Below are 22297 nucleotides of genomic sequence, written 5' to 3' on the forward strand. Positions count from 1 at the left end.
GCAGGCCCGCCCGGGCGGCCACAAGCGCCGCCGCACACCCGGACACCGGAGCCGCCATGACCACCGTCCGCCGCCTTGAATCCCGCGACCGCTCCGCCTGGGGCGAGCTGTTCGCCGGCTATTGCCGCTTTTACCGGGCAGACGTGCCGGGCGAGGTGCGTCAGGCGAGCTTCGAGCGGCTGTGCCAGAGCGACGAGCTCGTGGGGCTGGTGGCGGTGGACGGGGACGACCGGCCGGTCGGGCTGATCCACCTGGTGTTCCACCCCTCCACCTGGTCGAAGCGCGGCTACTGCTACATCGAGGATCTGTTCGTCGACCCGGCGGCCCGGGGCGGCGAGGTGGCGCGGGCGCTGTTCGCGCAAGCCTACGCGCTGGCTGACGAGCGCGGGGCGGACCGGGTGTACTGGCAGACGCAGGAATACAACGCGCCGGCCCGCTCGCTTTATGACACGGTCGGGCAGCGGACGTCGTTCATCGTGTATGCGCGGTGAGGGGGCTGGGGCGGTCGTTAGTTGGCGGCCAAGCTGGCCGATGACGCCATGCATTCGTCAAGGTCGCCATCTTCGGGCGGAGCGCGATGGTGAGCCATGGCCGCTGCCACAAACAGGATGACGAGCCGCCGCAGAGGCAACGGTGAGCGATCTCAAACTGCTTGATATCGAAAAGTGGGAGGCCGGCTAGATATCGTTTTTCGAGTTCTCGTGCGCGTCGATCGTGTTACGTCGACGGTTCGGGGAAGGGTATTCTAATTGATAACGGTAAAACTGCGCTGTCGCATTGCGATACTGTGCTCTTTCTCTAGTATCGCCTTTGTACTGACCTTGTAGGTTGTGTCTGCAATCTGACGATGGCGGCCTCTGGTCACCATCCAGCCGGTTTATGGACTTTCGAGCCATCAGGCAGGATGATTGGGTTCGGAAATTGGCAAGCACCAAGGTACGGGGCGATGTGGCGGGTGCTGTGAGCTAGTTGGGTCAAGGACGCAGCGGGCTTGGGAGAAGGAGTCAGGAGGATGATGGGCTTGCCGGCCTCTTGGGCGACGATGCGCATCGGTTCCGTGAGGTCTGTGTCGTTGGTGATGATGGCGGCGGCATCAAATTGGCCGGTAAAGGCATCGCGGACCAGATGAGCGCCGAGCGCAACGTCCGAGCCCTTTTCCTCGTTCTTCCAGACCTCAGCAAACTTCAGATTAACACGTGAGGAGGGCGTGTAAGCCGGTTGGAACTTGGGAGGGGTCGTAAGTTTGGCAATATGTGGATGAGCCAGAAATCGCCCATAATGAATGAAGATTTCAGGGACATTTTTTAGCGCTTTCAGGTAGGTTGCCTGTCTGCCGGGTGCTCCAGGATCAATGTTGGCTGACACGCGTGCTGTGTAGAGGTTAACGCGCGTTACCTGATGGTTCGCGGGCAACGACGCCCGCGCCAATTCTAATAGATTGAGCCATTTGTGGGCTGTGCCCCTTAGGGCGCGATAATACAGGTTAAAGCCGTCTATATAGACGATCGTCTTCATTCGTACCCCAGCCAAAATGCAAACGGCCGCCCGGCTTTCGCTGGGCGGCCGCTGAGCCCACGGCAAGCCGTGGGTGGGTCTGGTGCTAATATGGCTACGCACAGTGTGCGTGCAAGAGGAATTTTTTCTTAAAGATACCCTCAGGCTTGGTCGAACACCTCCTGAAGCGCCTTGGGATCTCGGCTAGACAAAAGCGCCAGCTGCAGCAGCACCCGGGCCTTGCCGGGTTTGAATTCTCGGGCGGCGATGAAGCCGCGGGCGTCGTCGTCGACCTCGCCGTTGCGGAGCACCGCGCCCTCGGGCAGGCGGGTGCTGCGGACCACGGCGACGCCTCGGGCGGCGGCTTCCTGCAGGGCGTCCAGGGCCGGGTCGGTCATGTTGCCGTTGCCGACCCCGGCGATCACCAGGCCGGCGGCGCCGGCCGCCAGCGCGGCGTCGATCAGCTCGCGGCCCATGCTGGCATGGGCGTAGAGGATGAAGACGAGGGGGAGGGCCTGGGCGTCGCCCAGGGGGAAACTGCCCTGGCCGGCGGCCAGCGGCGGCAGGGTGAAGCAGGGACGGCCGCCCTCGAACCGGCCGAGCGGGCCGCGCTCGGGCGAGCGGAACGCGTCGACCCGGCTGGCATGGAGCTTGTAGGCGTCGCGGGCGCCGTGGATCGTGTCGTTCAGGACCACCAGCACGCCGCGGCCGGAGGCGGCCGGATCAGCGGCCAGGGCCACGGCGTCGCGCAGGTTGGCGGGACCGTCGGCGCCAAGGGCGGTGGCCGGGCGCATCGAGCCCACGAACACCAGGGGCTTTGTCGTCCGCACCGTCAGGTGGGCGAACCAAGCGGTCTCCTCCATGGTGTCGGTGCCGTGGGTGACCACGATGCCGTCGACATCGTCGCTGGCCGCGAGCTGCTCCAGGCGGCGGGCCAGGGTCAGCCAGACCCGGTCGTTCATGTCCTGGCTGCCGATGTTGACCAGCTGCTCGGCACTCACGTGCGCGATCCCGGCCAGGTCCGGCACCGCGGCGAGCAGGGCGTCGACGGTGAAGGCGCCGGCGGCATAGCCGTGGCCGCCCGGGACCGCCTGGGCGCCGGCGATGGTGCCGCCGGTCGCCACCACATGGATGCGGGGCAAGGCGGGCGGGACGGGCGGAGCTGGATGCGGCGGCGGGGACGGCAAGGTGCTGGGGCCTCCTGGGGAGCCGGGCGGGACGCAGCGCGCCGGCCGAATGCGGAACGGGAAAAGCGGGGATCGGCCCCGCCCGTCGAGGGGAGCTTATCCAGCTTTCCGCGTCCGGCTGGAAGGGGGGCGCCGACCCCCCGTCACGGGCCGCAGGATTTTCATGTCACCACTGCGCGAGCCCGGTCGACGGGGCGGCAAAGCGTTGATAAGTCTCCCGCCACCGCATTTTATCGTATCTAATAAAGGGAGGAACAGATGAGGCTGGCTCAAGCGGCGACGACCGGGATCCTGACCTGCATGCTGGCGTTCTCGGGCGGCCAGGCGATGGCGTTCGACCAGGGCGACCTGATCGAGCCGATCGACAAGCCGCTGACCTTCGTGTTCGTGCCCAAGGTGGTCCATCCCTGGTACGACGTGGTCAAGGCCGGCGCCGACCAGGCGGTGGCCGAGTTGAAGCAGCAGGACATCGAGGTCGAGGTGATCTGGGATTCGCCGCCCCAGGCCGACGTCTCCGACCACAACCGCCGGATCGAGACCAATATCGGCCGCCATCCCGACGGCCTGGCGGTGTCCTGCCTCGACCCGGCCAGCAACGTGCAGCTGCTGAACGAGGCAATGGGGGTGGGCGTCAACCTCATCACCTTCGACACCTTCTGCGACGACGCGTTCGACTTCATCGGCCACAAGGGCGACTTCCAGGACGGCTACGACCTGGCCGAGTTCCTGGCCGAGCAGATCGGCAACGAGGGCAAGGTCGGGATCCTGTCCGGCAGCCTGACCGCCCGCAACCATGCCGAGCGGGTGCGCGGCTTCAAGGAGGCCATGGCCAACCATCCCGACATCGAGGTGGTGTTCGAGCAGCCGGACGAGGACAGCCTGGAGAAGGCGGTGGCGCTCACCGAGAACGCGCTGCAGGCGAACCCGGACCTTGACGGCATCTTCGGCGCCAACGCTTCCAACCCGATCGGCGCCGCCCGCGCCGTGGCCAATGCCGGCAAGTCCGGCGAGGTGGTCATTGTCGGCATGGACGACCTGCCCGAGACCCTGCAGTTCATCCAGGATGGCGTGATCGCCGGGGTGAAGGCGCAGCGGCAGTGGGAGATCGGCTACTGGGCGGTGAAGTACCTGGTCGCCAAGAACCAGAACCACACCGTGCCCCACGAGCATGCCACCGGATCGCAGATCCTGACCAAGGAACTGCTCGCCGAGTAACGGGGGCTTCTTCGATCCACGACGCGGGAAGGCGGCGGGAAGGGCCGCCTTCCCGCCCGGGCGACGGCAGGCATGAACCAGGCAATCTTCGAGGCGCGGAGCGTGTCGCGCCGCTTCGACGCGGTGGTGGCGCTCGACCAGGTCTCGATCGGCATCGCCGCGGGCGAGGTCCACGCCGTGATCGGCGAGAACGGCGCCGGCAAGAGCACGCTGATGAACATCTTCTGCGGCAAGCTGCAGCCGAGCGAGGGCGAGCTGTTCCTCGACGGCCGGCCGGTGCTGTTCCACACGCCGCTCGACGCGCAGCTGGCCGGGATCGCGATCGCGCCGCAGGAGATCAACCTGGTCCCGGCGCTGACCGTGGCAGAGAACATCCTGCTGGGCGCGCAGCGCACCGGGCGGCTCGGCACGATCGACTGGACGCGGACCCGCGCGGAGGCGGCGGCCTGCCTGGCCCAGCTCGACGAGACCATCGACCCCGGCCAGACCGTGGACCACCTGAGCAAGGCGCAGCAGCAGCTGGTCCAGATCGCCCGGGCGGTGGCGACCTCGGCCAGGATCCTGATCTTCGACGAGCCGACCGCCGCGCTGACCGACAAGGAGGCGCAGCGCCTGTTCCGCTTCATCCGCACCTTCCGGGCCAAGGGCGGGGCGATCTTCTACATCTCGCACCGGCTGGACGAGATCCTGGAGCTGTCGGACCGGATCTCGGTGCTGCGCGACGGCCGCTTCATCACCGAGTTGGAGCCTCGTCGGACCAGCAAGGACGAGATGGTGCAGCACATGGCCGGCCGGCCGGTGCAGATCGGCCATGGCGCCGGCCGGGAACTCGGCGACCGCGAGGTCGTGCTGGAAGTGCGCGGGCTGACCAGGCAGGGCGAGTTCCGCGACATCGGCTTCGACCTGCACCAGGGCGAGATCCTGGGGGTGGCCGGGCTGGTCGGCTCCGGGCGCACCGAGCTCGGCAAGTGCATCTTCGGCGTCACCCATGCCAGCGCCGGCAGCATCCGGCTGTTCGGCCAGCCGTTCCGGGCCGGCCATCCGGCCGACGCGATCGCCAAGGGCCTGGTCTACCTGCCCGAGGAGCGCAAGCAGGAGGGCATCTTCCCGCTGCTCAGCATCACCGAGAACATGGCGATGCCGGCGATGGACCGCTTCCGCCGCGTGCTCGGCCTGCGCTTCAACGAGATGGTGCAGGAGGTGGAAACCTATGTCCGCAACGTCGGCATCAAGATCGGCCGGCCCGAGGACGCCATCACCACGCTGAGCGGCGGCAACCAGCAGAAGGTGATCCTGGCCCGCTGGCTGATGAAGAACAGCCGGATCCTGATCCTGGACGAGCCCACCCGCGGGATCGACGTGAAGGCGAAATTCGAGATCCAGGCTTTCCTGCGCGACCTGTCGGGCAAGGGGCTGTCGATCCTCTACATCTCCTCGGAGCTGCAGGAGGTGCTGGACGTCGCCGACCGGATCCTGGTGATGCACGAGGGCCAGGCCAAGGGCATCGAGCCGGCGAGCGCGGCGACGCAGGAATCCCTGCTCGCCCTGGCGATGAGTTGAGGCAGGCGACATGAAGAACGAGATGACGAGGCCGCTGCCGGGACCGGAAGCGCGTCCGGGCTGGGTGCACCAGCTCAACCGCTTCCGCCGCTGGGAGGCCAGCGGCATCCTGGTGGCGCTGATCGTGCTGGTGGTGGTGCTCGGCCTGACCACGCCGAGCTTCCTGTCCCAGTACAACCTGAGCGTGGTCGCCCGGCAGGCGTCGTTCGTGGGCCTGGTGGCGCTCGGCCAGACCCTGGTCCTGCTGATGGGCGGGATCGACCTGTCGGTGGGCGCCGCCGCCGGCCTGTCGGCGATCGTGGGCGCGCTGCTGATGACGGCGCTGGGGGTGCATCCCTACCTGGCCCTGCCGATCACGCTGCTGTTCGGGATGTGCCTGGGCTTCATCAACGGGTTCTTCGTCGCCCGGCTGCGGCTGAACCCGTTCATCGTCACCCTCGCCTCCTGGGAGGTGTTCGCCGGGCTGACCCTGGTGATCACCAAGGGCGCGCCGATCCGGCCGCTGGACCCGGACTTCCGGGTGTTCGGCCAGGGCAGCATCCTGGGCGTGCCGGTGCCGGTGGTGATCTTCCTGGTGGCCGGCGCCATCCTCACCTACGTCCTGGCCAAGACCCGGTTCGGGCGCAACATCTACGCGGTCGGCGGCAACCGCGAGGCGGCGACCCTGGTCGGCATCCGGGTCTGGCGCGTGGAGTTCCTGGTGTTCGGGCTGGCCGGGATGTTCGCGGCGCTGGCCGGGATGCTCTATGCCAGCCGGATGGACGCCGGCCAGCCCTCGGTGGGCGAGGGCTGGCTGATGGGCGCCATCACCGCGGCGATCCTGGGCGGCACCAGCCTGCGCGGCGGGCAGGGCAGCATCGTCGGCACGATCCTGGGCGCGCTGCTGATGGCGGTGCTGGCCAACAGCATCGTGCTCCTGAACGTGTCCGGCTACTGGGAGCGGGTGATCGTGGGCCTGGTGGTCCTGATCGCGATCCTGGCCGACCTTCTGCGGCGGAGGTGAGAAGAGGGCCTCACCAGCAGGTGAAGCCGCCGTCGATGACCAAGTCCTGGCCGGTGCAGAAGGACGAGGCCCGGCTGGCCAGGAAGATCGCCGGCCCGGCCATCTCGTCGACGCTGGCCATCCGGCCCATCGGCGTCTCGGCCTCGAACACGGCGGTCTGGGTCGCCATCTCGGGCCGGGTGTTCATCGGCGTGGCGGTGTAGCCCGGGCTGATCGCGTTCACCCGGATGCCGCGGTCGCACCATTCCATCGCGAGGCTGCGGGTGAGGTGGATCACCCCGGCCTTGGAGGTGTTGTAGTGGATCTGCTGCAGGCCGCGGTTCACGATCGAGCCCGACATCGAGGCGATGTTCACGATCGAGCCGCGCCGGCGGGCCAGCATCCGCCGGGCCTCGGCCTGGCAGGACAGGAACACCCCGGTCAGGTTGATGTCGAGCATCCGCTGCCACTGGTCGAGCGGCATGTCCTCGGCCGGGAAGGCGTTGGCGATGCCGGCGGCGTTGACCGCGACGGTGAGCCCGCCCAGCTGGCGCTCGGCGGCGTCCACCGCCGCCTCGACCTCGGCGGCCTCCGTGACCGAGCCGCGCAGCACGACGGCGCGCCGCCCGGCCGCCTCGATCCGCGCCCGGGTGTCGTCCAGCCCGGCGCTGCCCGGCAGGTCGAAGCAGGCCACGTCGGCGCCGGCCTCGGCCAGGCCCACCGCGATCCGCTGGCCGATGCCGGAGCCGGCCCCGGTGACCAGGGCGATGTCGCCGTCCAGCCTGAATAGATCGATGCTCATCGGTTCCTCGTTCGGCTCGTCACGCGGTCGCCAGTTCCATGATCGAATGGCGGCTGGCCTGTCCCTGGCCCAGCATGCCCTGGGCGCGGCCGCGCGCCAGGACCATGACCCGGTGGGACAGGCCCAGGACCTCGTCCAGGTCGGAGCTCACCACCACCACCGCCATGCCGGCCCGGGCCAGCTCCACGATCACGTCGTAGATCATCGCCCGGGCGCCGACATCGATGCCGCGGGTCGGCTCGTCCAGGATGAAGACCTTGGGCGAGCGGGCCAGCCACTTGGCGATCACCACCTTCTGCTGGTTGCCGCCGGAGAGGTGCCGGGCGTCCTGGGCCGGGGCGCCCTTGACCCCCATGCGCGCGATCAGGTCCACGGCAAAGCGCCGGATCTTGCCCGGCAGCACCCAGCCGTCGGCGGCCACCAGGTCCAGGTTGCCGATCGCCATGTTCTCGGCGATCGAGCTTTCCAGGACCAAGCCCTGGCCCTTGCGGTCCTCGGGAACCAGCACGATGCCGGCATCGATCGCGTCGCGCGGGTTGCGGATGTTCAAAACGCGGCCTTCCAGCCGGATCGTCCCGGACTGCAGCGGGTCGGCCCCGGCGATCGCGCGGACCAGCTCGGTGCGGCCAGCGCCGACGATCCCGGCGATGCCGACGATCTCGCCGGCATGGACCTTGAAGCTGACATCCTCGAAGCTGCCGTCGGCGGAGGTCAGGTTCTCGACCTCCAGCGCCACCCGCTCCTGGGCGGGCCGGTGCTCGGGGAACATCCGGTCCACGCTGCGGCCGACCATGTTCTCGACCAGGGTCGGGACCGGGACCCGGGCGGTCGGGTGCTGGGCCACCAGCTGGCCATCGCGCAGCACCACGATCCGGTCGGCGATCTGGGCGATCTCGTCCAGGCGGTGGCTGATATAGATGAAGGAGACGCCGTCGGCCTTGAGCTTGCGGACCTGCTCGAACAGCCGCTCGGTCTCCTCGCCGCCCAGCGCCGCGGTCGGCTCGTCCAGGATCATCAGGCGCGAGTTCCAGGTCAGCGCCTTGGCGATCTCGACCTGCTGCTGCGCTGCCACCCGCAGCGTGCCGACCTTGCGGGTGGCCGGCACATGCAGGCCCAGCCGCTCGATCTGCTCCTGGGTGCGCCGGTTCATCTCGGCGCGGTCGATCCGGCCGTTGCGGGTCAGGAGATGGCCGACGAACACGTTCTCGGCGATGGAGAGCTGCGGCAGGAGCCGCATCTCCTGGTGGATCAGGCCGATCCCGGCATGCAGCGCGTCCTTGGGCTGGCCGGGCGCGTAGGGGCGCCCGTTCCAGGTCATCGTGCCGGTGCTGGGCGGGATGATCCCGGCGATGATCGAGGACAGGGTCGACTTGCCGGCCCCGTTCTCCCCCAGCACCGCGACGACCTCGCCTGGGCGCACCTCCAGGTCGACGTCCTGGAGGACGGTGATGCCGACAAACGATTTGCCGATCCCGCGCAGCACGAGGCCGTCGGTCCTGCCATCGCCGGTGGTCGTTGCGGCTGTCGTCATCACCGTTGCTCCGTCAGAAGGTCGTCGCGGCCCGGATCAGGCCCGGATCAGGCCCGGATCAGGGATGCTGCTCGATGAACGGACCCACGTTCTCCTGGGTGGTCAGGGTCGCCGGCTGCAGCTGCTCGGCCGGGGCCTCCTCGCCGTCGATCAGGGCCAGCGCCGTTTCCAGGGCCAGCCGGCCCATGGCCTGGGTGCGCTGGGTCATGGTGGCGTCGAGCGTGCCGTCCTGGACCGCCTTCAGGCCGGCGACGTCGCCGTCGAAGCCGACGATGAACACGTCATGGTCGAGATTGGCGACCTTGACCGCCTGGGCGGCGCCGAGCGCCAGGGCGTCGGCGCGACCGAAGATCACGTTCACGTCCGGATAGCGCTGCAGCATGTCCTGGGTGATGTTGAAGCCCTCGTCCTGGGCCCACATGGTGCTGGCCTGGCGGGCGACCTCCTCCACGCCGGGGCAGTTCTCGGCCAAGCCCTCCTTGAAGCCCTGGTCGCGGTCCAGCTCCGGGGTGGTGCCGGTCTGGCCCTGGATCACCAGGAGCTTGCCGGTGCCGCCGGTGAGCTCGCAGACATGCTTGGCGAGGTCCTTGGCGGCTTCCACGCTGTTGGTAGCGATAAAGGAATCGCCCGGCGCGTCGGCCGGGTTGCGGTCGACGGTCACCACCGGGACGCCGGCGGCCTTGGCGGCCTTGACCGGCACCGAGGCGGCGGTGGCGCCGGCCGGGATGTAGATCAGGGCCTGGACCTGGCGGGTCAGCAGATCCTGGATCTGGTTGACCTGGGCGGCGGCGTCGCCCTTGGCGTCGACGGTGATGATCTCGACGCCCATCTCCTGGCCGGCCGCCTCGACCGACTGCTTGATCTGGTTGAAGAAATCGGCCTGCAGGTTGGCGACGGCCAGGCCGACGACCTTCTGGTCCTGCGCGACGGCGGCGGTCATCGTGCCCATCAGCAGGGCCGCGGCGGCGAGGCAAGTACGTCGAAGCATGGGGATCCTCCCTAGATCCAAGACGGAAATGGCCCGGTTCGGCTTGGTTGAAGCCTGAAGCGACCGGGCTTGCCAACGCTTCAGGCTGTCACGATCGGCCCGACCGGGCCGGCGCGGGCGGTTCAGCCCTTGCGCCGGCCGAGCGTGTCCATGGTCACCGCGAGCGCGATGACGAGGCCGATGATGATCTGCTGGATAAAGGGTGAGACACCCAGAAGGTTCAGGCCGTTGCGCAGCACGCCGATGATCAGCACGCCGACCACGGTGCCGCCGATGCTGCCGACGCCGCCGGACAGGCTGGCCCCGCCGATCACGACCGCGGCGATGGTGTCCAGCTCGTAGCCCAGGCCGGCGCTCGGCTGCGACGAGTCGAGCCTGGCGGCCAAGGCAATCCCGGCGACCCCGGCCAGCGCCCCGGAGGCGATGTAGACGCCCAGCATGTAGCGGCGCACCGAGATGCCGGCCAGGCGAGCGACCTCCAGGCTGCCGCCGATCGCGTAGAGATTGCGGCCGCCCGGGCGGAAGCGGAGATAGATGCCGGCCAGGACCACCAGCACCAGGAACAGGGCCACGGTCGCCGACAGGAAGCCGAAATGGCGGATGATGGCGAGCGAGGTGAACCAGTCCGGGTAGCCGACGATCTGCTGGCCGTCGGTGAGCAGGCTGGCGGCACCGCGCGCCATCGACATCATGGTCAGCGTGGCGATGAAGGCCGGCAGCTTCGCCTCGGTCACCAGGAGGCCGGACACCAGGCCGCAGGCGGCGCCGGTCAGGATGCCCAGCAGGATGGACGGGACCATGGGGAGCCCGAACTCGTGGGACAGCCAGCCGGTCATCATGGTCGAGAGCGCCAGGACCGAGCCCACCGACAGGTCGATGCCGCCGATGATGATGACCGCGGTCATCCCGATCGCGAGGATGCCCAGGACCGTGACCTGGTCCAGGATGTTGAGGGCGTTGCGCACCGACAGGAAGTAGTCGGAGCCCAGCGAGAAGGCGATGCAGAGGGCGACCAGGCCGATCAGCGGGCCCTGGGCGCCGCTGGTGAGGCTGATCCGCGGCATCCTGATGCCGCCCGATGATTGCGAAACCCGCGCTTCCATCCCCGACCTACCCTGTTTTCTGTTGTTCAGGAACGATTGACGTCGATCCGGTTCAGTCCGGCGCGCGCAGGCGCGCCCTGGCTACCATGCGCCGCCAGTGGCGACGTTCCCCTTCGCGCTCGTTCCCATCCATGCGCGGCTCGAAGCGCTGGCGCTCGCGCGGCAGGGCCAGAAGCTCGGCCATGTTCCAGAACCCGGCTCCCAGGCCCGCCATGTGCGCGACGCCCAGGGCGGACAGCTCGGCCGTATTGGAGCGGAGCACCGGCCGGCCGGCCAGGTCCGCCTGGAGCTGCATCAGCACCGGGTTCCTGGTGGCGCCGCCGTCGGCGAACAGCTCGCCGACCCGGCCCACGCTCCGGTCGACCACGTCCAGCACGTCGGCGACCTGGTGCGGGATCGATTCCAGCGCCGCCCGGGCGATGTTGTCCCGGGAGGTGCCGAGGCCGAAGCCCGCCAGCAGCGCCACCGCTTTGTCGTCCCAGTAGGGCGCGCCCAGCCCGCCGAACGCCGGGACCAGCGCCACGCCGTCGCTCGTCGCCCCGGCGGCGAGGTCGGCCAGCTCCTGGGGCGAGACGCCCAGAAGCCCGGCCGCCCAGCGGATGGTGGCGCCGGTGGAGCGGATGTTGCCCTCGGCGGCGAAGGCCGGCCGGTCCAGCATCCAGCCGATGGTCAGGCAGACCCCTTCCGCCAGCGCGTCCGGGCGCTCGATCAGGCCCATGATCGAGGAGCCGGTCCCGTAGGTCGCCTTGACCTGGCCTGGCTCGAACGCGCCGTGGGCGAACAGGGCGCTGTGCGAATCGCCCATCACCGCCAGCACCGGCACGCCGTCGGGCAGCCCGGCCAGACCGCGTGCGGAGGGGAACGGCCCGTTGGAGGGCAGCACCTTCGGCAGCATCGCCGCCGGGATGCCGAACAGGTCGAGCAGCCAGTCGTCCCAGGCGACGTCGCGCACGTTCAGGAGCTGGGTGCGCGCGGCGTTGCCGGCCTCGATCACGTGCTCGCCGCCAAAGCGGCTGAGCAGCCAGCTGTCGACCGTGCCCAGGCAGAGCTCGCCGGCCTTTGCCCGCTGCTCCGCCCCTGGAACCTGGTCCAGCACCCAGCGCGCCTTGATCGCCGAGAACATCGGGTCGAGCGGCAGGCCGCTGCGCTCCAGCACCTGCCGGTCGATCTCGTCCGAGCGCAGGCCGGCGCACATGGCGGCGGTGCGCTGGTCCTGCCAGCCCAGCATCGGCGAGACCGGCTCCCCGCTCCGCCGGTCCCAGACCACCAGCGATTCGCGCTGGGTGCTGAAGCCGATCGCGGCGACCCTGGCGGGGTCCTGGCCGTCCAGGCAGTCCGCCACCGCGGCGGCGACGCTCTGCCAGATCTCGATCGGGTCCTGCTCGACCCAGCCCGGGTGCGGGTGGCGCTGGCCGACCTCGGCCGTGCCGCTCGCCACCACCCTGCCCTGGCGGTCGACCAGGAGGCACTTGGTGGAGCTGGTGCCCTGGTCGATCGCGAGGATGTGCGCGCCGGCCATGTCAGTGGCTCAGGATCTGGCGGGCCGCCTTGGCGAGCCCGGCCGCGTTCAGGCCGAAATGATCGAGCAGGAACGCGGTGTCGCCGGTCGGCGCGAAGCCGGTGACGCCCAGGATCCGCATGCGGACCGGATGGTGCTGGGCGGTGAACTCCGCCACCGCGGCGCCAAGGCCGCCCTCGACCACCGCTTCCTCGGCGGTGACGATGCCGCGGGTCTCCTGCGCCGCCTTGAGGACCATCGCCGTGTCGAGCGGCTTGATCGTGGACGCGTTCAGGACCCGGGCGTCGATGCCCTCGGCGGCGAGCTGGCCGGCCGCCTCCAGGGCGCGCGACACCATGGTGCCGGTCGCGATCAGCGTGACGTCGCGGCCCGGGCGCAGCTCGTAGATCCGGCCGGCCTCGAAGCTGGCGTCCTCCGGCGTCACCGCCGGCACGCCGAACCGGCCGATCCGCAGGAACACCGGCCCCTTGGCATGCAGCGCCCAGCGGATCGCGCCGCGGGTCTGCGCGGGGTCCGCGGGCACCATCACGGTCAGGTCGTTGATCGCCCGCATCCAGGCCAGATCCTCGATCGAATGATGGGTCGGGCCGAGCTCGCCATAGGCCATGCCCGGGCTCATGCCGCACAGGACGACATGGTAGCCGTTATAGGCGCAGTCCGCCTTGATCTGTTCCAGCGCCCGGCCGGTCAGGAAGGGCGAGGCGCAGCAGACGAACGGCACGAAGCCGCCATTGGCGAGGCCGGCGGCCACACCGACCATGTTCTGCTCGGCGATGCCGACATTGATCAGCCGGTCGGGGAACTCCTTCTGGAAGGCCCCCAGATTGCTGGACCCGACCGAATCGTTGGCCACGGCGACGATCCGCTGGTCCTGGCGGGCCAGGGCGATCAGTTCCTCGGCGAAGGCCTTGCGGCAGTCGAACATGCCTTCGGCGATCACGGGCGCGCTCATCGACCAACCTCCGCCAGGGCCTGCTGCAACTGGTCGGCCGAGGGCACCTTGTGGTGCCAGTCGACCAGATCCTGCATGAACGAGACGCCCTTGCCCTTGAAGGTGTGGGCGATCACGAAGCGCGGCCGCTCGCCCGGGGCCGGGCGCAGGACCTCGAGCAGGGCGGCATGGTCGTGGCCGTCGACCTCGTGGACGTCCCAGCCGAAGGCGCGCCACTTGTCGGCCAGCGGCTCCAGGCGGTTGGTCGCCTCGGTGCCCGCACCCTGCTGGAAGCGGTTGCGGTCGACGATGGCGGTCAGGCTGCCCAGGCCGCGATGGCCGGCGGCCATGGCGGCCTCCCAGTTGCTGCCTTCCTGCAGCTCGCCGTCGCCCAGCACCACGAAGGTCCGCCAGTCGCGCCCGGACAGCCGGGCGGCGATCGCGCAGCCGACCGCGATCGGCAGGCCGTGGCCGAGCGGGCCGGTATTGGCCTCGACGCCCGGCACCTTGCGGCGGTTGGGGTGGCCGTTGAGCACCGAGAGCGGCTTGCCGAAGGTGGGCAGCAGCTCGGGCTCGATGAAGCCGCGCAGCGCCAGGACGCTGTAGAGCGCCACGGCGCAATGGCCCTTGCTGAGGATGAAGCGGTCGCGGTCCGCCCAGTCGGGCCTGGCCGGGTCCAGCTTCAGCACGTCGAAGAACAGGGTGGTCAGGATGTCGGTGACGGAAAGATCGCCGCCGACATGGCCCATGCCGGCCTCGCCGATGGTGGTCAGCACGTTGAGGCGCACCTCGCGGGCGATCCCCGCCAGCAGGGCAGGGGCGTCCTCGCCGCTGGACCGGGCGATCTCCTGCGCACGGCCGGCCAGCTGCCTGATGGTTGCCGCAGCTTGTGTCACTGCCCTTGGCTCCCTTGCTTTGAATTTTTATTCAGTAAAGCATCTAAATTCAGGCTACGTACGGTGCTGCCATCCGTCAACAAAAAGATGCGGCTTATGCGTAAAGGCGGGATTGACACCCCGCCCGATCTGTCGCTGCGCAAGAGGTCTTGACGAGGAAGGGGCGGGCGCGAGAATGTTTATTCCAGAACGAATAGAATCAGTAGACGGCTGCGTGGCTGCCTCAGGAGGGCGGCGCCGCGGCCGGGCAGCGCCGGAAGGACAGGGACGCATGGAAGGGTGGGGCCGGTGAGCCGGCTGAACGAGTTGCGGCTGATGACCCGCGTCGCCCAGATGTACCATCTGGACGGGCTCAAGCAGGCCGACATCTCCACCGCGCTGCACATCTCCCAGGCGACCATCTCCCGCCTGCTGAAGCGGGCCGGCACCGAGGGGATCGTCAAGATCACCATCACCCCGCCGCGCGGCACCTTCCCCGACCTGGAGAACACGCTGCGCGCCCGCTACGGCCTGGCCGAGGTGATCGTCGCCGACTGCGCCGGGCCGCAGGAGGAATCGATCCTGAGCGCGATCGGCGACGCGGCCGCGCATTTCCTGGAAACCACCGTGGCCGATGGCGAAGTGATCGGGATCTCGTCCTGGAGCGCCTCACTGCTGCGGATGGTCGACAGCCTCCATCCGTTGAAGCGGACCAAGGCCAGCCAGGTCGTGCAGATGCTGGGCGGCATGGGCAACCCGGCGGTGCAGATCCACGCCACCCAGCTCTCCACCCGCCTGGCCCAGCTGACCAGCGCCCGGCCGAGGCTGCTGCCGGCGCCGGGCGTGGCCGGCACGGCCGCCGCCAAGCGGGCGCTTCTGGCCGATTCTTTTGTCCGCGAGACCGTCGGCGAGTTCCGGCACATCACGCTGGCGCTGGTCGGCATCGGCTCGATCGAGCCGTCGAAAATGCTCGCCAACAGCGGCAACGTGTTCACCGACGACGAGCTGCACGATCTGGCCCAGCGCGGCGCGGTCGGCGACATCTGCCTTCGATTCTACGGCCGCTACGGCGCCCCGGTCCGGGTTCCCCTGGACGAGCGGGTGATCGGCATCACCCTGGACGAGCTGCGCAACGTGCCGCGGGTCGTGGGAGTGGCGGGGGGCAGCCGCAAGCTGGCCGCGATCAAGGGCGCCCTTCTGGGCCGCTCCATCAACATCCTCATCACCGACCGGTTCACGGCGGAAGGACTGCTGGCCGAGGACGTCGTCCCGCAGACCGCTCCTGCCGCCTGACCGGCTCCAGCCAAGCCAGGGAGGACATTCCATGTCGCGTTTCGAAGGCAAGACCGTGGTCATCACCGGCGCCAGCCGCGGGATCGGCGCCGCCATCGCCCAGCGCTTCGCCAGGGAAGGGGCGGCCGTGCTGGCCTCCGCCAACGAGGCACAGGTCGAGAAGGTCGCCGAGGCGATCCGCGCCCAGGGCGGCAAGGCCGCGTCCTTTGTCGGCGACGTGACCGACAAGGCCTCGGTCGTCGCCCTCTATGACGAGGCGGAGAAGCAGTTCGGCCGGGTCGACATCTCGATCCAGAACGCCGGCGTCATCACCATCGCCCGGATCGAGGACATGACCGAATCCGAGTGGGACAAGATCATGGCGGTGAACACCAAGGGCGTGTTCCTGTGCTGCCAGGAGGCGATCGCCCGGATCCGCAAGCACGGCCAGGGGGGACGGCTGATCAACACCGCCTCCGGCCAGGCGCGCCAGGGCTTCGTCTTCACCCCCCACTATGCCGCCAGCAAGTTCGGCGTGGTCGGCATCACCCAGAGCCTCGCCAAGGAGGTCGCCAAGGAGGCGATCACCGTGAACGCCTTCTGCCCGGGCATCATCGAGACCGACATGTGGGCCTACAACGACCAGGCCTGGGGCAAGCTGCTGGGCGACTACCAGCCGGGCGAGCTGATGGCCGAGTGGGTCAAGAACATCCCGATGGCGCGCGCCGGCAAGGGCGAGGACGTGGCCGGCCTGGTAGCGTTCCTGGCCAGCGACGACGCCGCCTACATCACCGGCCAGACCATCAACGTCGATGGCGGCCTGATCATGTCCTGACCGGCCCGCTGCCGGGATGACGGGCGGTCAGGCCTGGCAGTCCTGTTTGCGCCGCCACGCGGCGTAGAGGTCCGGCTGGCCGCCGTCCTGCACCGGCACGTGACGCACCGGCATTGCCTGCTCGGCGAGCGGCCGGGCGAGGTCGGCGTAGAGGGCCGCGCTGGACAGGCCGAACGGCGCTCCGTCCTCGTTGGAAAAGGCGTAGGCGACCTCGCCGATCCCGGCCAGCCGCATGGCGGCCAGGCACATCGGGCAGGGATGGCCGCTGGCATAGACGGTGCAGCCCGCAAGGTTGGGCGAGCCGAGCTTCCGGCTGGCGGCGCGCAGCGCCAGGAGCTCGGCATGGGCGGTGGGGTCATGGGTGGCGACGGTCTCGTTGACCCCGGTGGCGACCACCTCGCCGGCCAGGACCACCACCGCGCCGAACGGCCGGCCGCCCTGCTCGACATTGGCCCGGGCCAGCTCGATCGCCTGGCAAAGGAAGCGCTGGGTCGCCGGCATGGTCGGATCCTTTCATGGCGCGGTCCCGGCCGCCCGTCAGTCCGGCGGATCGGCCGGCCCGGGCCTGGCGGCCTGCACCGCACGGTAGGTCTGCAGGTAGCCGCGCGCCACCGCCCGCATCGCCCGGCCGATCTCGGCATAGACCTCGTCGTCCAGGTTGGCGAACGAGACCCGGGCCGACCAGTCCGGGGCGTGGAAGCCGCCGCCGTTCAGCAGCACAATCCCGTGGCTCTCGGCCAGCTTGAACACGATGTCCAGCGGGTGGACGTTGTCCCGGACATAGGCGGCGACCTTCGGGCCGACATGCCGGGTCAGCCAGGCTTCCAGGTCGATCAGCCCGTAATAGGCGTCGTAGAACCGGTCGGGCTGCGGGTGGATGCCGAGCCCGCCCATCAGCGCCTGGAACCGGCGGTGCAGGAGGTCGATGCAGACCGCCTGGTAGGCGCGGCCGAGATCCATCAGCTCGGACAGGCCGAACAGCATCATCATCACCTGCTGCGGCCCGGACAGGCCGGCGGTGTGGTTCAGGGCCACGCCGCGGCTGTCGGCGACCAGCCGGTCGATGAAGCGCAGCGTCCCGGGATCGACCGCCAGGCTGGCGTAGCGGCGCTCGACCTCCAGGCGGACCGGCTCCGGCAGGGCCGCGATCCGCCGGTCGACCAGATGGTCCTGGTGCAGCGCCACCAGGCCCAGGCGCCAGCCGGTGCAGCCGAAATACTTGGAATAGGAGTACAGCCCGATCGTGTTGCCCGGCAGCTCGGCCAGCAGCGAGCGGAACTCCGGCACGAAGCTGCCATAGACGTCGTCGGTGATCACCAGCAGGTCCGGGCGCCGGGTCCGCACCAGCCGGACGATCTTCGCCATGGTCGGCGGATCGATCGCGACGCCGGTGGGATTGCCCGGGTTGACCAGCACGAACGCCTTGACCCTGGGGTCCAGGAGCTTGGCCAGCTCCGCGTCGCCGTACTGGAACCCGTCGGCCGCCGCTGCCTGGACCTCCACCGTCTCCAGCCCGGCATCCTCCAGGCGCGGCAGGTCCAGATAGGGGGTGAGGATCGGGGTGCCCAGCGCGACGCGGTCGCCCGGGAGCAGCAGCCGGTTGGTGCGCAGCGTCCGCAACAGATAGCAGATCCCCGCCGTGGCGCCCTCCACCGCGAACAGGTCGAGCCGGCCGGCCGGCCAGGCGCCGCCGCCAAGGGCGCAGCGCAGATAGTCCCGGGAGATCGCCTCGTTGTGGCGCAGGATGCGCGGCGGGATCGGGTAGTGGTCGCCGCAGGCGGCGTCGGCCAGCTCGTGGACGAACTCGTCCGGGTCGAACTGGAAGCGGTCGACGGCGAAATGGATCGCCTCCAGCAGGAAGCCGGCCGCCGGCTGCTCGGCCTGGCGCTCCAGCCAGTCCTCGATGCGGCGGGCGATGCCCTTGCGGGCCGGCAGGCCGCCCAGGCCCTCGGGCAGGTCGAGCACCCGGCGGCTCTCGCCGATGGCGAACTGGCCGAGCAGGAAGAAGGCCTCGCGCGGGGTGGTGGACAGCCAGTTGGGGTTGCCCCGGCCGGCGTTGAGGAAGGTCGAGGCGGCCTTGGCCGAGGTCCCGGCGGCCAGCCGGATCAGCTCGTCCTTGATCTCGAACAGGCTGAGCGCCTCGAAATCCCGCAGGCGTCCCGCATCCATGATCCGACTCCCCCCGAAGCAAGGGATGGTGACGTTCTTCCCCTGATCGGCCATGACCTCGGAGGACGATGCCGAGATGGCTTCCTGTTCACTTTGGGGTAGATGTCGGCACGATAGGCGATGACGCCGCCAGCGCAACGGCTTCGCCTCAAGGGCGCACGCCCTTGCCGAAATGCCGCTCGATCCGGGCCTGGAGCACCTCGAACACCGCCGAGAGCAGCCAGTAGATCAGCGCCGCGCTGATCAGCATCTCCATGTACTTGAACTCGCCCCGGCCATAGGTGCGGGCGAGGTACATCAGCTCCCAGACCCCCATCACCGAGACCAGCGAGCTGTCCTTGAGCATGGCGATGAACTGGTTGCCGGTGGGCGGGATCACCAGCCGCATGGCCTGGGGCAGGACCACCAGGCGCATCGACTGGCCGGATGTCAGGCCGAGCGACGCCGCCGCCTCGCGCTGGCCGCGGCCGACCGCCTCGATCCCGGCGCGGAAGATCTCGGCCATGTAGGCGCCGTAGCATAGCGACAGCGCGATCACCCCGGCCGGCACCGCTTCCAGCACCAGCCCGATCTGCGGCAGGCCCAGATAGATCAGCAGGACCTGGAGCAGGAGCGGCGTGCCGCGGAAGAAGCTGATGTAGAAGGTCGACAGGCCGAACGCCAGGCCGTTGCCGGACAGGCGGCCGAGCGCTGCCAGCAGCGCCAGCACGGTGGCGATCGCGATCGAGACCATGCAGATCGTGACCGTGAGCACGGCGCCCTGCATGAAGGCCTGGCCGACGCCGAAGCCCAGCAGGCCGGGGAGGCGGGCCAGGATGAACCCGTAATCCAGCCCGAAGCTCCAGAAGAACAGGCCGAACACCAGGAGCAGTTCGGTCCAGGCGACCAGGACCTGGAACTCGAACGGGATGCGGGCGATCAGCAGCGCGTTGGTCAACACCAGGGCGGTGACCAGGGCCGCGCCGACCAGCCGGGCCAGCAGCGGCGGCAGGCCGGCCAAGCCCGCCACCGACCAGGGGAAGGAGAAGGCGACCAGGAAGGCGACGCAGGCCAGAACCGCCAGCCTGGCGCCGCGCCGTGCGAGAAGGTCGGAGAGCACGTCCGGGTCAGCGGGTCAGGTCGACGCCGTAATACTGCTCGGAAAGCCCTGCGAGGGTGCCGTCGGCCTTCATCTCGTCGACGATCCGGGTGAGCTCCGCCGAGAATTCCGGATCGCCCTTCTCGATCGCCACCGCCAGCGGCTCCTTGAACAAGGGCTCGCCCACCAGCTTCAACGGATAGCCGCGCTCGATGGCGTCCAGGATGGTCGGCAGGGCGGTCAGCGCCGCGTCCAGCCGGACCCCGTCGCCCAGGCGCAGGTCGTCCAGGGCCAGAAGGTCGGTCTCGTAGGTACGGATCACCGCGTCCTCGATCACGTAGTCGAACGGCGGGGCGTCGGCGACGTCGATCACCAGGTCCTTCTTCAGGTAGTTCTCGTAGGTGGTCGCCTGGCCGACCCCGATCTGCTTGCCGCCGGCATCGGCCGGCTGGGCGATCGTTTCATTGTCGGCATGCACCACCAGGGAGGCCGGGGTGAAGTAGTAGACCGCGGGGAAGTCCAGAACTTCAGCGCGCTCCTTGGTGGGCGTCATGCTGCCGACCGACATGTCCCAGCGCCCCGCCCAGCGCCCGGCGGTCACCACATCCCAGCCGGGCGTGACGAAGGCGATCTCCACGCCCAGGCGCCTGGCGATCTCGCGGCCGACATCGATGTCGAAGCCGACGAACTCGTTGGTCATGGGGTCCAGCGAGGACTGCGGCGGGTATTCCGGATCGGTGCTCATGGTGAGCGTGCCGCTGGACTTGACCCGGTCCAGGACCTCCCCGGCCCGGGCGCTCGCGGCGGCCAGCACGGACAGGGCTAGGGCAACGGCGATCGTTCCGCAGCGCGGCATCGGCATCGGCATCTCGTTCATCCCGCTCGTTCCTCGACCGGGGCAGGATGAAGGCCACCCGGCGCGACGGCAAGCGTGGCGCCGATCCCGCCGCTTCTGTATGCGGAGGGAAAGACAGGGGGGAAGGAACGCGATGACTGTGCCGGGCTTCACCGGGATCTGGCCGATCCTCTACGCCTTCTTCGACCAGCGCGACCGGCTGGACCACCAGGCGGTGCTGCGCCAGGTCGAGGCCTGCGTCGCCGCGGGCGCCGACGGGATCGCGGCGCTGGGCTTGGCCACCGAGGTCGCCAAGCTCAGCGATGCCGAGCGGCGCACGCTGATGCGCTGGCTGGTCGACGGGGTGCGCGGCCGCCTGCCGGTGGCGATCACCGTGTTCGGCGAGAGCGAGGCCGAGCAGATCAACTTTGCCAGCGAGGCGGCCAGCCAGGGCGTGTCCTGGGTGATCCTGCAGCCGCCGCCGCGCCGGCCGCTGCCCGAGGACGAGCTGCTGGCCTTTTTCGGCAGGGTGATCGACGCCTGCCCGATCCCGGCGGCGATCCAGAACGCGCCGGACTATATCGGGGTCGGCCTGTCCGACGCCTCGATCCGCCGGCTGAAGGACGAGCACCCCAACTTCCTGCTGCTGAAGGGCGAGGGCTCGGCGGTCTCGATCCGCCGGACCATCGACGAGCTGAGGGGCGAGGTCTCGGTGTTCAACGGCAGGGGCGGGCTGGAGCTGTCGGACATCCTGCGCGCCGGCTGCGCCGGGATGATCCCGGCGCCGGAACTGGTGGACGTGCATGTCGCGATCTGGAAGGCGGCGCAGGCCGGCCGGTGGGAGGAGGCCGACCGGCTCTATGCGGACGTGCTGCCGCTGATCGTGTTCGTGATGCAGTCGATCCCGCACATGCTGACCTATGGCAAGCGCGCCGCTGCGAGGCGGCTGGGGCTGGGCGAGGTCCATGACCGGATGCCGGGCGACCTGCCGACCCCGTTCGGCCTTTCGGTGCTGGACCGGCTGGTCGCCGACCTGCCGCCGCTGCCCTGAGCCCGGACCGGGCGCTCCGGGGAGCCTATGCCCGGATCCCCGCTTTGGCGGCGCTCGACCCGGCGACGATCCGTGCGCGGCCGATGAACGGCCACACCAACGCGATGTTCGCCCTGGACACGCCGGTCGGCGGCTTCGCGCTGCGCCTGCCCAAGGGCGGGGCGGCCGCCGGGGTGGACCGTCGCCACGAGCGCCTGGCCCAGCGGGCGGCGGCGGCCGCAGGCGTGGGCCTGCCGGTGCTGTTCTTCGACGAAGAGGATGGCACCATGCTCACCCGGCAGGAGCCGGACCGCGTGGTGCGGGAGGTGGCGGAGATCGCCCGCGACCGGGCGGCGCTGGCGGCGCTGGGCCTGCTGCTGCGCCGCCTGCACGCGACGCCGGTCGAGTTCGCCTGGACATTCCGGGCGGCCGAGGTGGTGGCGGCGCATCTGGCCAGGATCGAGCCGCTGCCCCTGGGGGAGCCCCTGCAGGCCCTGGCCGGGCGGCTGGACGAAAGCGTCGAGCGCCGGGCGCCTTCCCATGACGACGTCCATGCCGCCAACATCCTGTGGCAGGACGGCCGGCCCCGGCTGATCGACTGGGAATATGCCGGGATGAACGACCCGGCCTTCGACCTGGCGACCGCCCGGATCGAGCTTGGGCTGGACGCGGACGGGCTGGAGGCGCTGCTGGACGGCTATGGCCGGGACGATCGCTTCTGGCGCGCCCGGGTCGAGGACCAGGCGACCCTGGCGCTGGGCATTGCCGGGGCATGGTATCTCGACCAGGGCAACCGGCTGGGCGATCCTGGCCTGGTCCGCCAGGGGTGGGCGCGGCTGGAGCGCTGCGCCGCCCGGCTCGGCTGACAGCCACCGGCCGGACGGAAACGCT

Annotated in this window: 21 protein-coding genes; 8 read left to right on the forward strand and 13 right to left on the reverse strand. The window is 69.6% G+C overall.

Annotation, left to right across the window (positions count from 1 at the left end; genetic code table 11):
* Positions 1 to 56: 56 nt before the first annotated feature.
* A complete protein-coding gene (locus tag GEMRO_RS0110205; RefSeq protein WP_027133899.1) occupies positions 57 to 491 on the forward strand; it encodes a GNAT family N-acetyltransferase in 435 nt (144 codons plus the stop codon).
* Positions 492 to 861: 370 nt separating this feature from the next.
* Here GEMRO_RS0110205 and GEMRO_RS33420 read toward each other — a convergent pair whose 3' ends face one another.
* Positions 862 to 1515, reverse strand: a complete 654-nt coding sequence (locus tag GEMRO_RS33420) for an NYN domain-containing protein (RefSeq protein ID WP_084506795.1) — start codon at positions 1513 to 1515, stop codon at positions 862 to 864.
* A gap of 140 nt (positions 1516 to 1655) precedes the next feature.
* A complete protein-coding gene (locus GEMRO_RS0110215; RefSeq protein ID WP_027133900.1) occupies positions 1656 to 2636 on the reverse strand; it encodes a type II asparaginase in 981 nt (326 codons plus the stop codon).
* 303 nt (positions 2637 to 2939) lie between these two features.
* On the opposite strand from GEMRO_RS0110215, the gene GEMRO_RS0110220 reads away from it, so the two are divergent.
* The 3 genes from GEMRO_RS0110220 (at position 2940) to GEMRO_RS0110230 (ending at position 6459) form a co-directional block, all read left to right on the forward strand.
* The gene (locus tag GEMRO_RS0110220) at positions 2940 to 3896 is read left to right on the forward strand and encodes a substrate-binding domain-containing protein (RefSeq protein WP_027133901.1); all 957 of its coding nucleotides are present in this window, start codon (positions 2940 to 2942) and stop codon (positions 3894 to 3896) included.
* Between the two features lie 72 nt (positions 3897 to 3968).
* Positions 3969 to 5456 carry a sugar ABC transporter ATP-binding protein gene (locus GEMRO_RS0110225; RefSeq protein ID WP_027133902.1) on the forward strand — a complete coding sequence of 496 codons (1488 nt, stop codon included), beginning with the start codon at positions 3969 to 3971 and terminating at the stop codon, positions 5454 to 5456.
* A gap of 10 nt (positions 5457 to 5466) precedes the next feature.
* On the forward strand, positions 5467 to 6459 hold the full coding sequence (locus GEMRO_RS0110230; protein WP_084506796.1) for an ABC transporter permease: 993 nt from the start codon (positions 5467 to 5469) through the stop codon (positions 6457 to 6459).
* A 10-nt stretch (positions 6460 to 6469) separates the two neighbouring features.
* Here the strand turns inward: GEMRO_RS0110230 and GEMRO_RS0110235 are convergent, their stop codons facing one another.
* The 7 genes from GEMRO_RS0110235 to GEMRO_RS0110265 all read right to left on the reverse strand — a co-directional run bounded on the left by GEMRO_RS0110235 (position 6470) and on the right by GEMRO_RS0110265 (position 14208).
* Positions 6470 to 7234, reverse strand: a complete 765-nt coding sequence (locus tag GEMRO_RS0110235) for an SDR family oxidoreductase (RefSeq protein ID WP_027133904.1) — start codon at positions 7232 to 7234, stop codon at positions 6470 to 6472.
* Positions 7235 to 7259: 25 nt separating this feature from the next.
* Complete coding sequence (locus GEMRO_RS0110240) at positions 7260 to 8771, reverse strand: sugar ABC transporter ATP-binding protein (RefSeq protein ID WP_027133905.1); 1512 nt, start codon at positions 8769 to 8771, stop codon at positions 7260 to 7262.
* A 58-nt stretch (positions 8772 to 8829) separates the two neighbouring features.
* Positions 8830 to 9759: a sugar ABC transporter substrate-binding protein gene (locus GEMRO_RS0110245; RefSeq protein ID WP_027133906.1), complete on the reverse strand. Its 930-nt coding sequence runs from the start codon at positions 9757 to 9759 to the stop codon at positions 8830 to 8832.
* Positions 9760 to 9881: 122 nt separating this feature from the next.
* Entirely contained in the window at positions 9882 to 10823 is a 942-nt protein-coding gene (locus GEMRO_RS0110250; RefSeq protein ID WP_051328920.1) for an ABC transporter permease, read from the reverse strand.
* Between the two features lie 91 nt (positions 10824 to 10914).
* Entirely contained in the window at positions 10915 to 12381 is a 1467-nt protein-coding gene (locus GEMRO_RS0110255; protein ID WP_027133908.1) for an FGGY-family carbohydrate kinase, read from the reverse strand.
* Between the two features lies 1 nt (position 12382).
* Positions 12383 to 13333 (reverse strand): transketolase family protein, encoded by a 951-nt coding sequence (locus GEMRO_RS0110260; RefSeq protein ID WP_027133909.1) that lies wholly within the window; start codon positions 13331 to 13333, stop codon positions 12383 to 12385.
* The gene (locus tag GEMRO_RS0110265) at positions 13330 to 14208 is read right to left on the reverse strand and encodes a transketolase (RefSeq protein WP_027133910.1); all 879 of its coding nucleotides are present in this window, start codon (positions 14206 to 14208) and stop codon (positions 13330 to 13332) included. Before GEMRO_RS0110265 ends, GEMRO_RS0110260 begins: the two co-directional genes overlap by 4 nt.
* Positions 14209 to 14496: 288 nt before the next feature.
* On the opposite strand from GEMRO_RS0110265, the gene GEMRO_RS0110270 reads away from it, so the two are divergent.
* Both GEMRO_RS0110270 and GEMRO_RS0110275 read left to right on the forward strand, forming a co-directional pair.
* Complete coding sequence (locus GEMRO_RS0110270; RefSeq protein ID WP_027133911.1) at positions 14497 to 15480, forward strand: sugar-binding transcriptional regulator; 984 nt, start codon at positions 14497 to 14499, stop codon at positions 15478 to 15480.
* Between the two features lie 31 nt (positions 15481 to 15511).
* On the forward strand, positions 15512 to 16294 hold the full coding sequence (locus GEMRO_RS0110275; protein WP_027133912.1) for a glucose 1-dehydrogenase: 783 nt from the start codon (positions 15512 to 15514) through the stop codon (positions 16292 to 16294).
* A gap of 27 nt (positions 16295 to 16321) precedes the next feature.
* Here GEMRO_RS0110275 and GEMRO_RS0110280 read toward each other — a convergent pair whose 3' ends face one another.
* The 4 genes from GEMRO_RS0110280 to GEMRO_RS0110295 form a co-directional block, all read right to left on the reverse strand.
* A complete protein-coding gene (locus tag GEMRO_RS0110280) occupies positions 16322 to 16795 on the reverse strand; it encodes a nucleoside deaminase (RefSeq protein WP_027133913.1) in 474 nt (157 codons plus the stop codon).
* 36 nt (positions 16796 to 16831) lie between these two features.
* The gene (locus tag GEMRO_RS0110285; RefSeq protein WP_027133914.1) at positions 16832 to 18463 is read right to left on the reverse strand and encodes a bifunctional aspartate transaminase/aspartate 4-decarboxylase; all 1632 of its coding nucleotides are present in this window, start codon (positions 18461 to 18463) and stop codon (positions 16832 to 16834) included.
* A 148-nt stretch (positions 18464 to 18611) separates the two neighbouring features.
* A complete protein-coding gene (locus tag GEMRO_RS35230) occupies positions 18612 to 19562 on the reverse strand; it encodes an amino acid ABC transporter permease (RefSeq protein ID WP_084506797.1) in 951 nt (316 codons plus the stop codon).
* A 7-nt stretch (positions 19563 to 19569) separates the two neighbouring features.
* Positions 19570 to 20409 carry a transporter substrate-binding domain-containing protein gene (locus tag GEMRO_RS0110295; RefSeq protein ID WP_027133915.1) on the reverse strand — a complete coding sequence of 280 codons (840 nt, stop codon included), beginning with the start codon at positions 20407 to 20409 and terminating at the stop codon, positions 19570 to 19572.
* A gap of 121 nt (positions 20410 to 20530) precedes the next feature.
* Here GEMRO_RS0110295 and GEMRO_RS28915 point away from each other — a divergent pair, with 121 nt between their 5' ends.
* Both GEMRO_RS28915 and GEMRO_RS0110305 read left to right on the forward strand, forming a co-directional pair.
* Positions 20531 to 21427: a dihydrodipicolinate synthase family protein gene (locus GEMRO_RS28915; protein ID WP_051328921.1), complete on the forward strand. Its 897-nt coding sequence runs from the start codon at positions 20531 to 20533 to the stop codon at positions 21425 to 21427.
* 44 nt (positions 21428 to 21471) lie between these two features.
* Complete coding sequence (locus GEMRO_RS0110305; protein WP_027133916.1) at positions 21472 to 22272, forward strand: phosphotransferase; 801 nt, start codon at positions 21472 to 21474, stop codon at positions 22270 to 22272.
* Positions 22273 to 22297: the final 25 nt, after the last annotated feature.

It is taken from the genome of Geminicoccus roseus DSM 18922 (genome assembly GCF_000427665.1).
Classification (GTDB): Bacteria; Pseudomonadota; Alphaproteobacteria; order Geminicoccales; family Geminicoccaceae; genus Geminicoccus; species Geminicoccus roseus.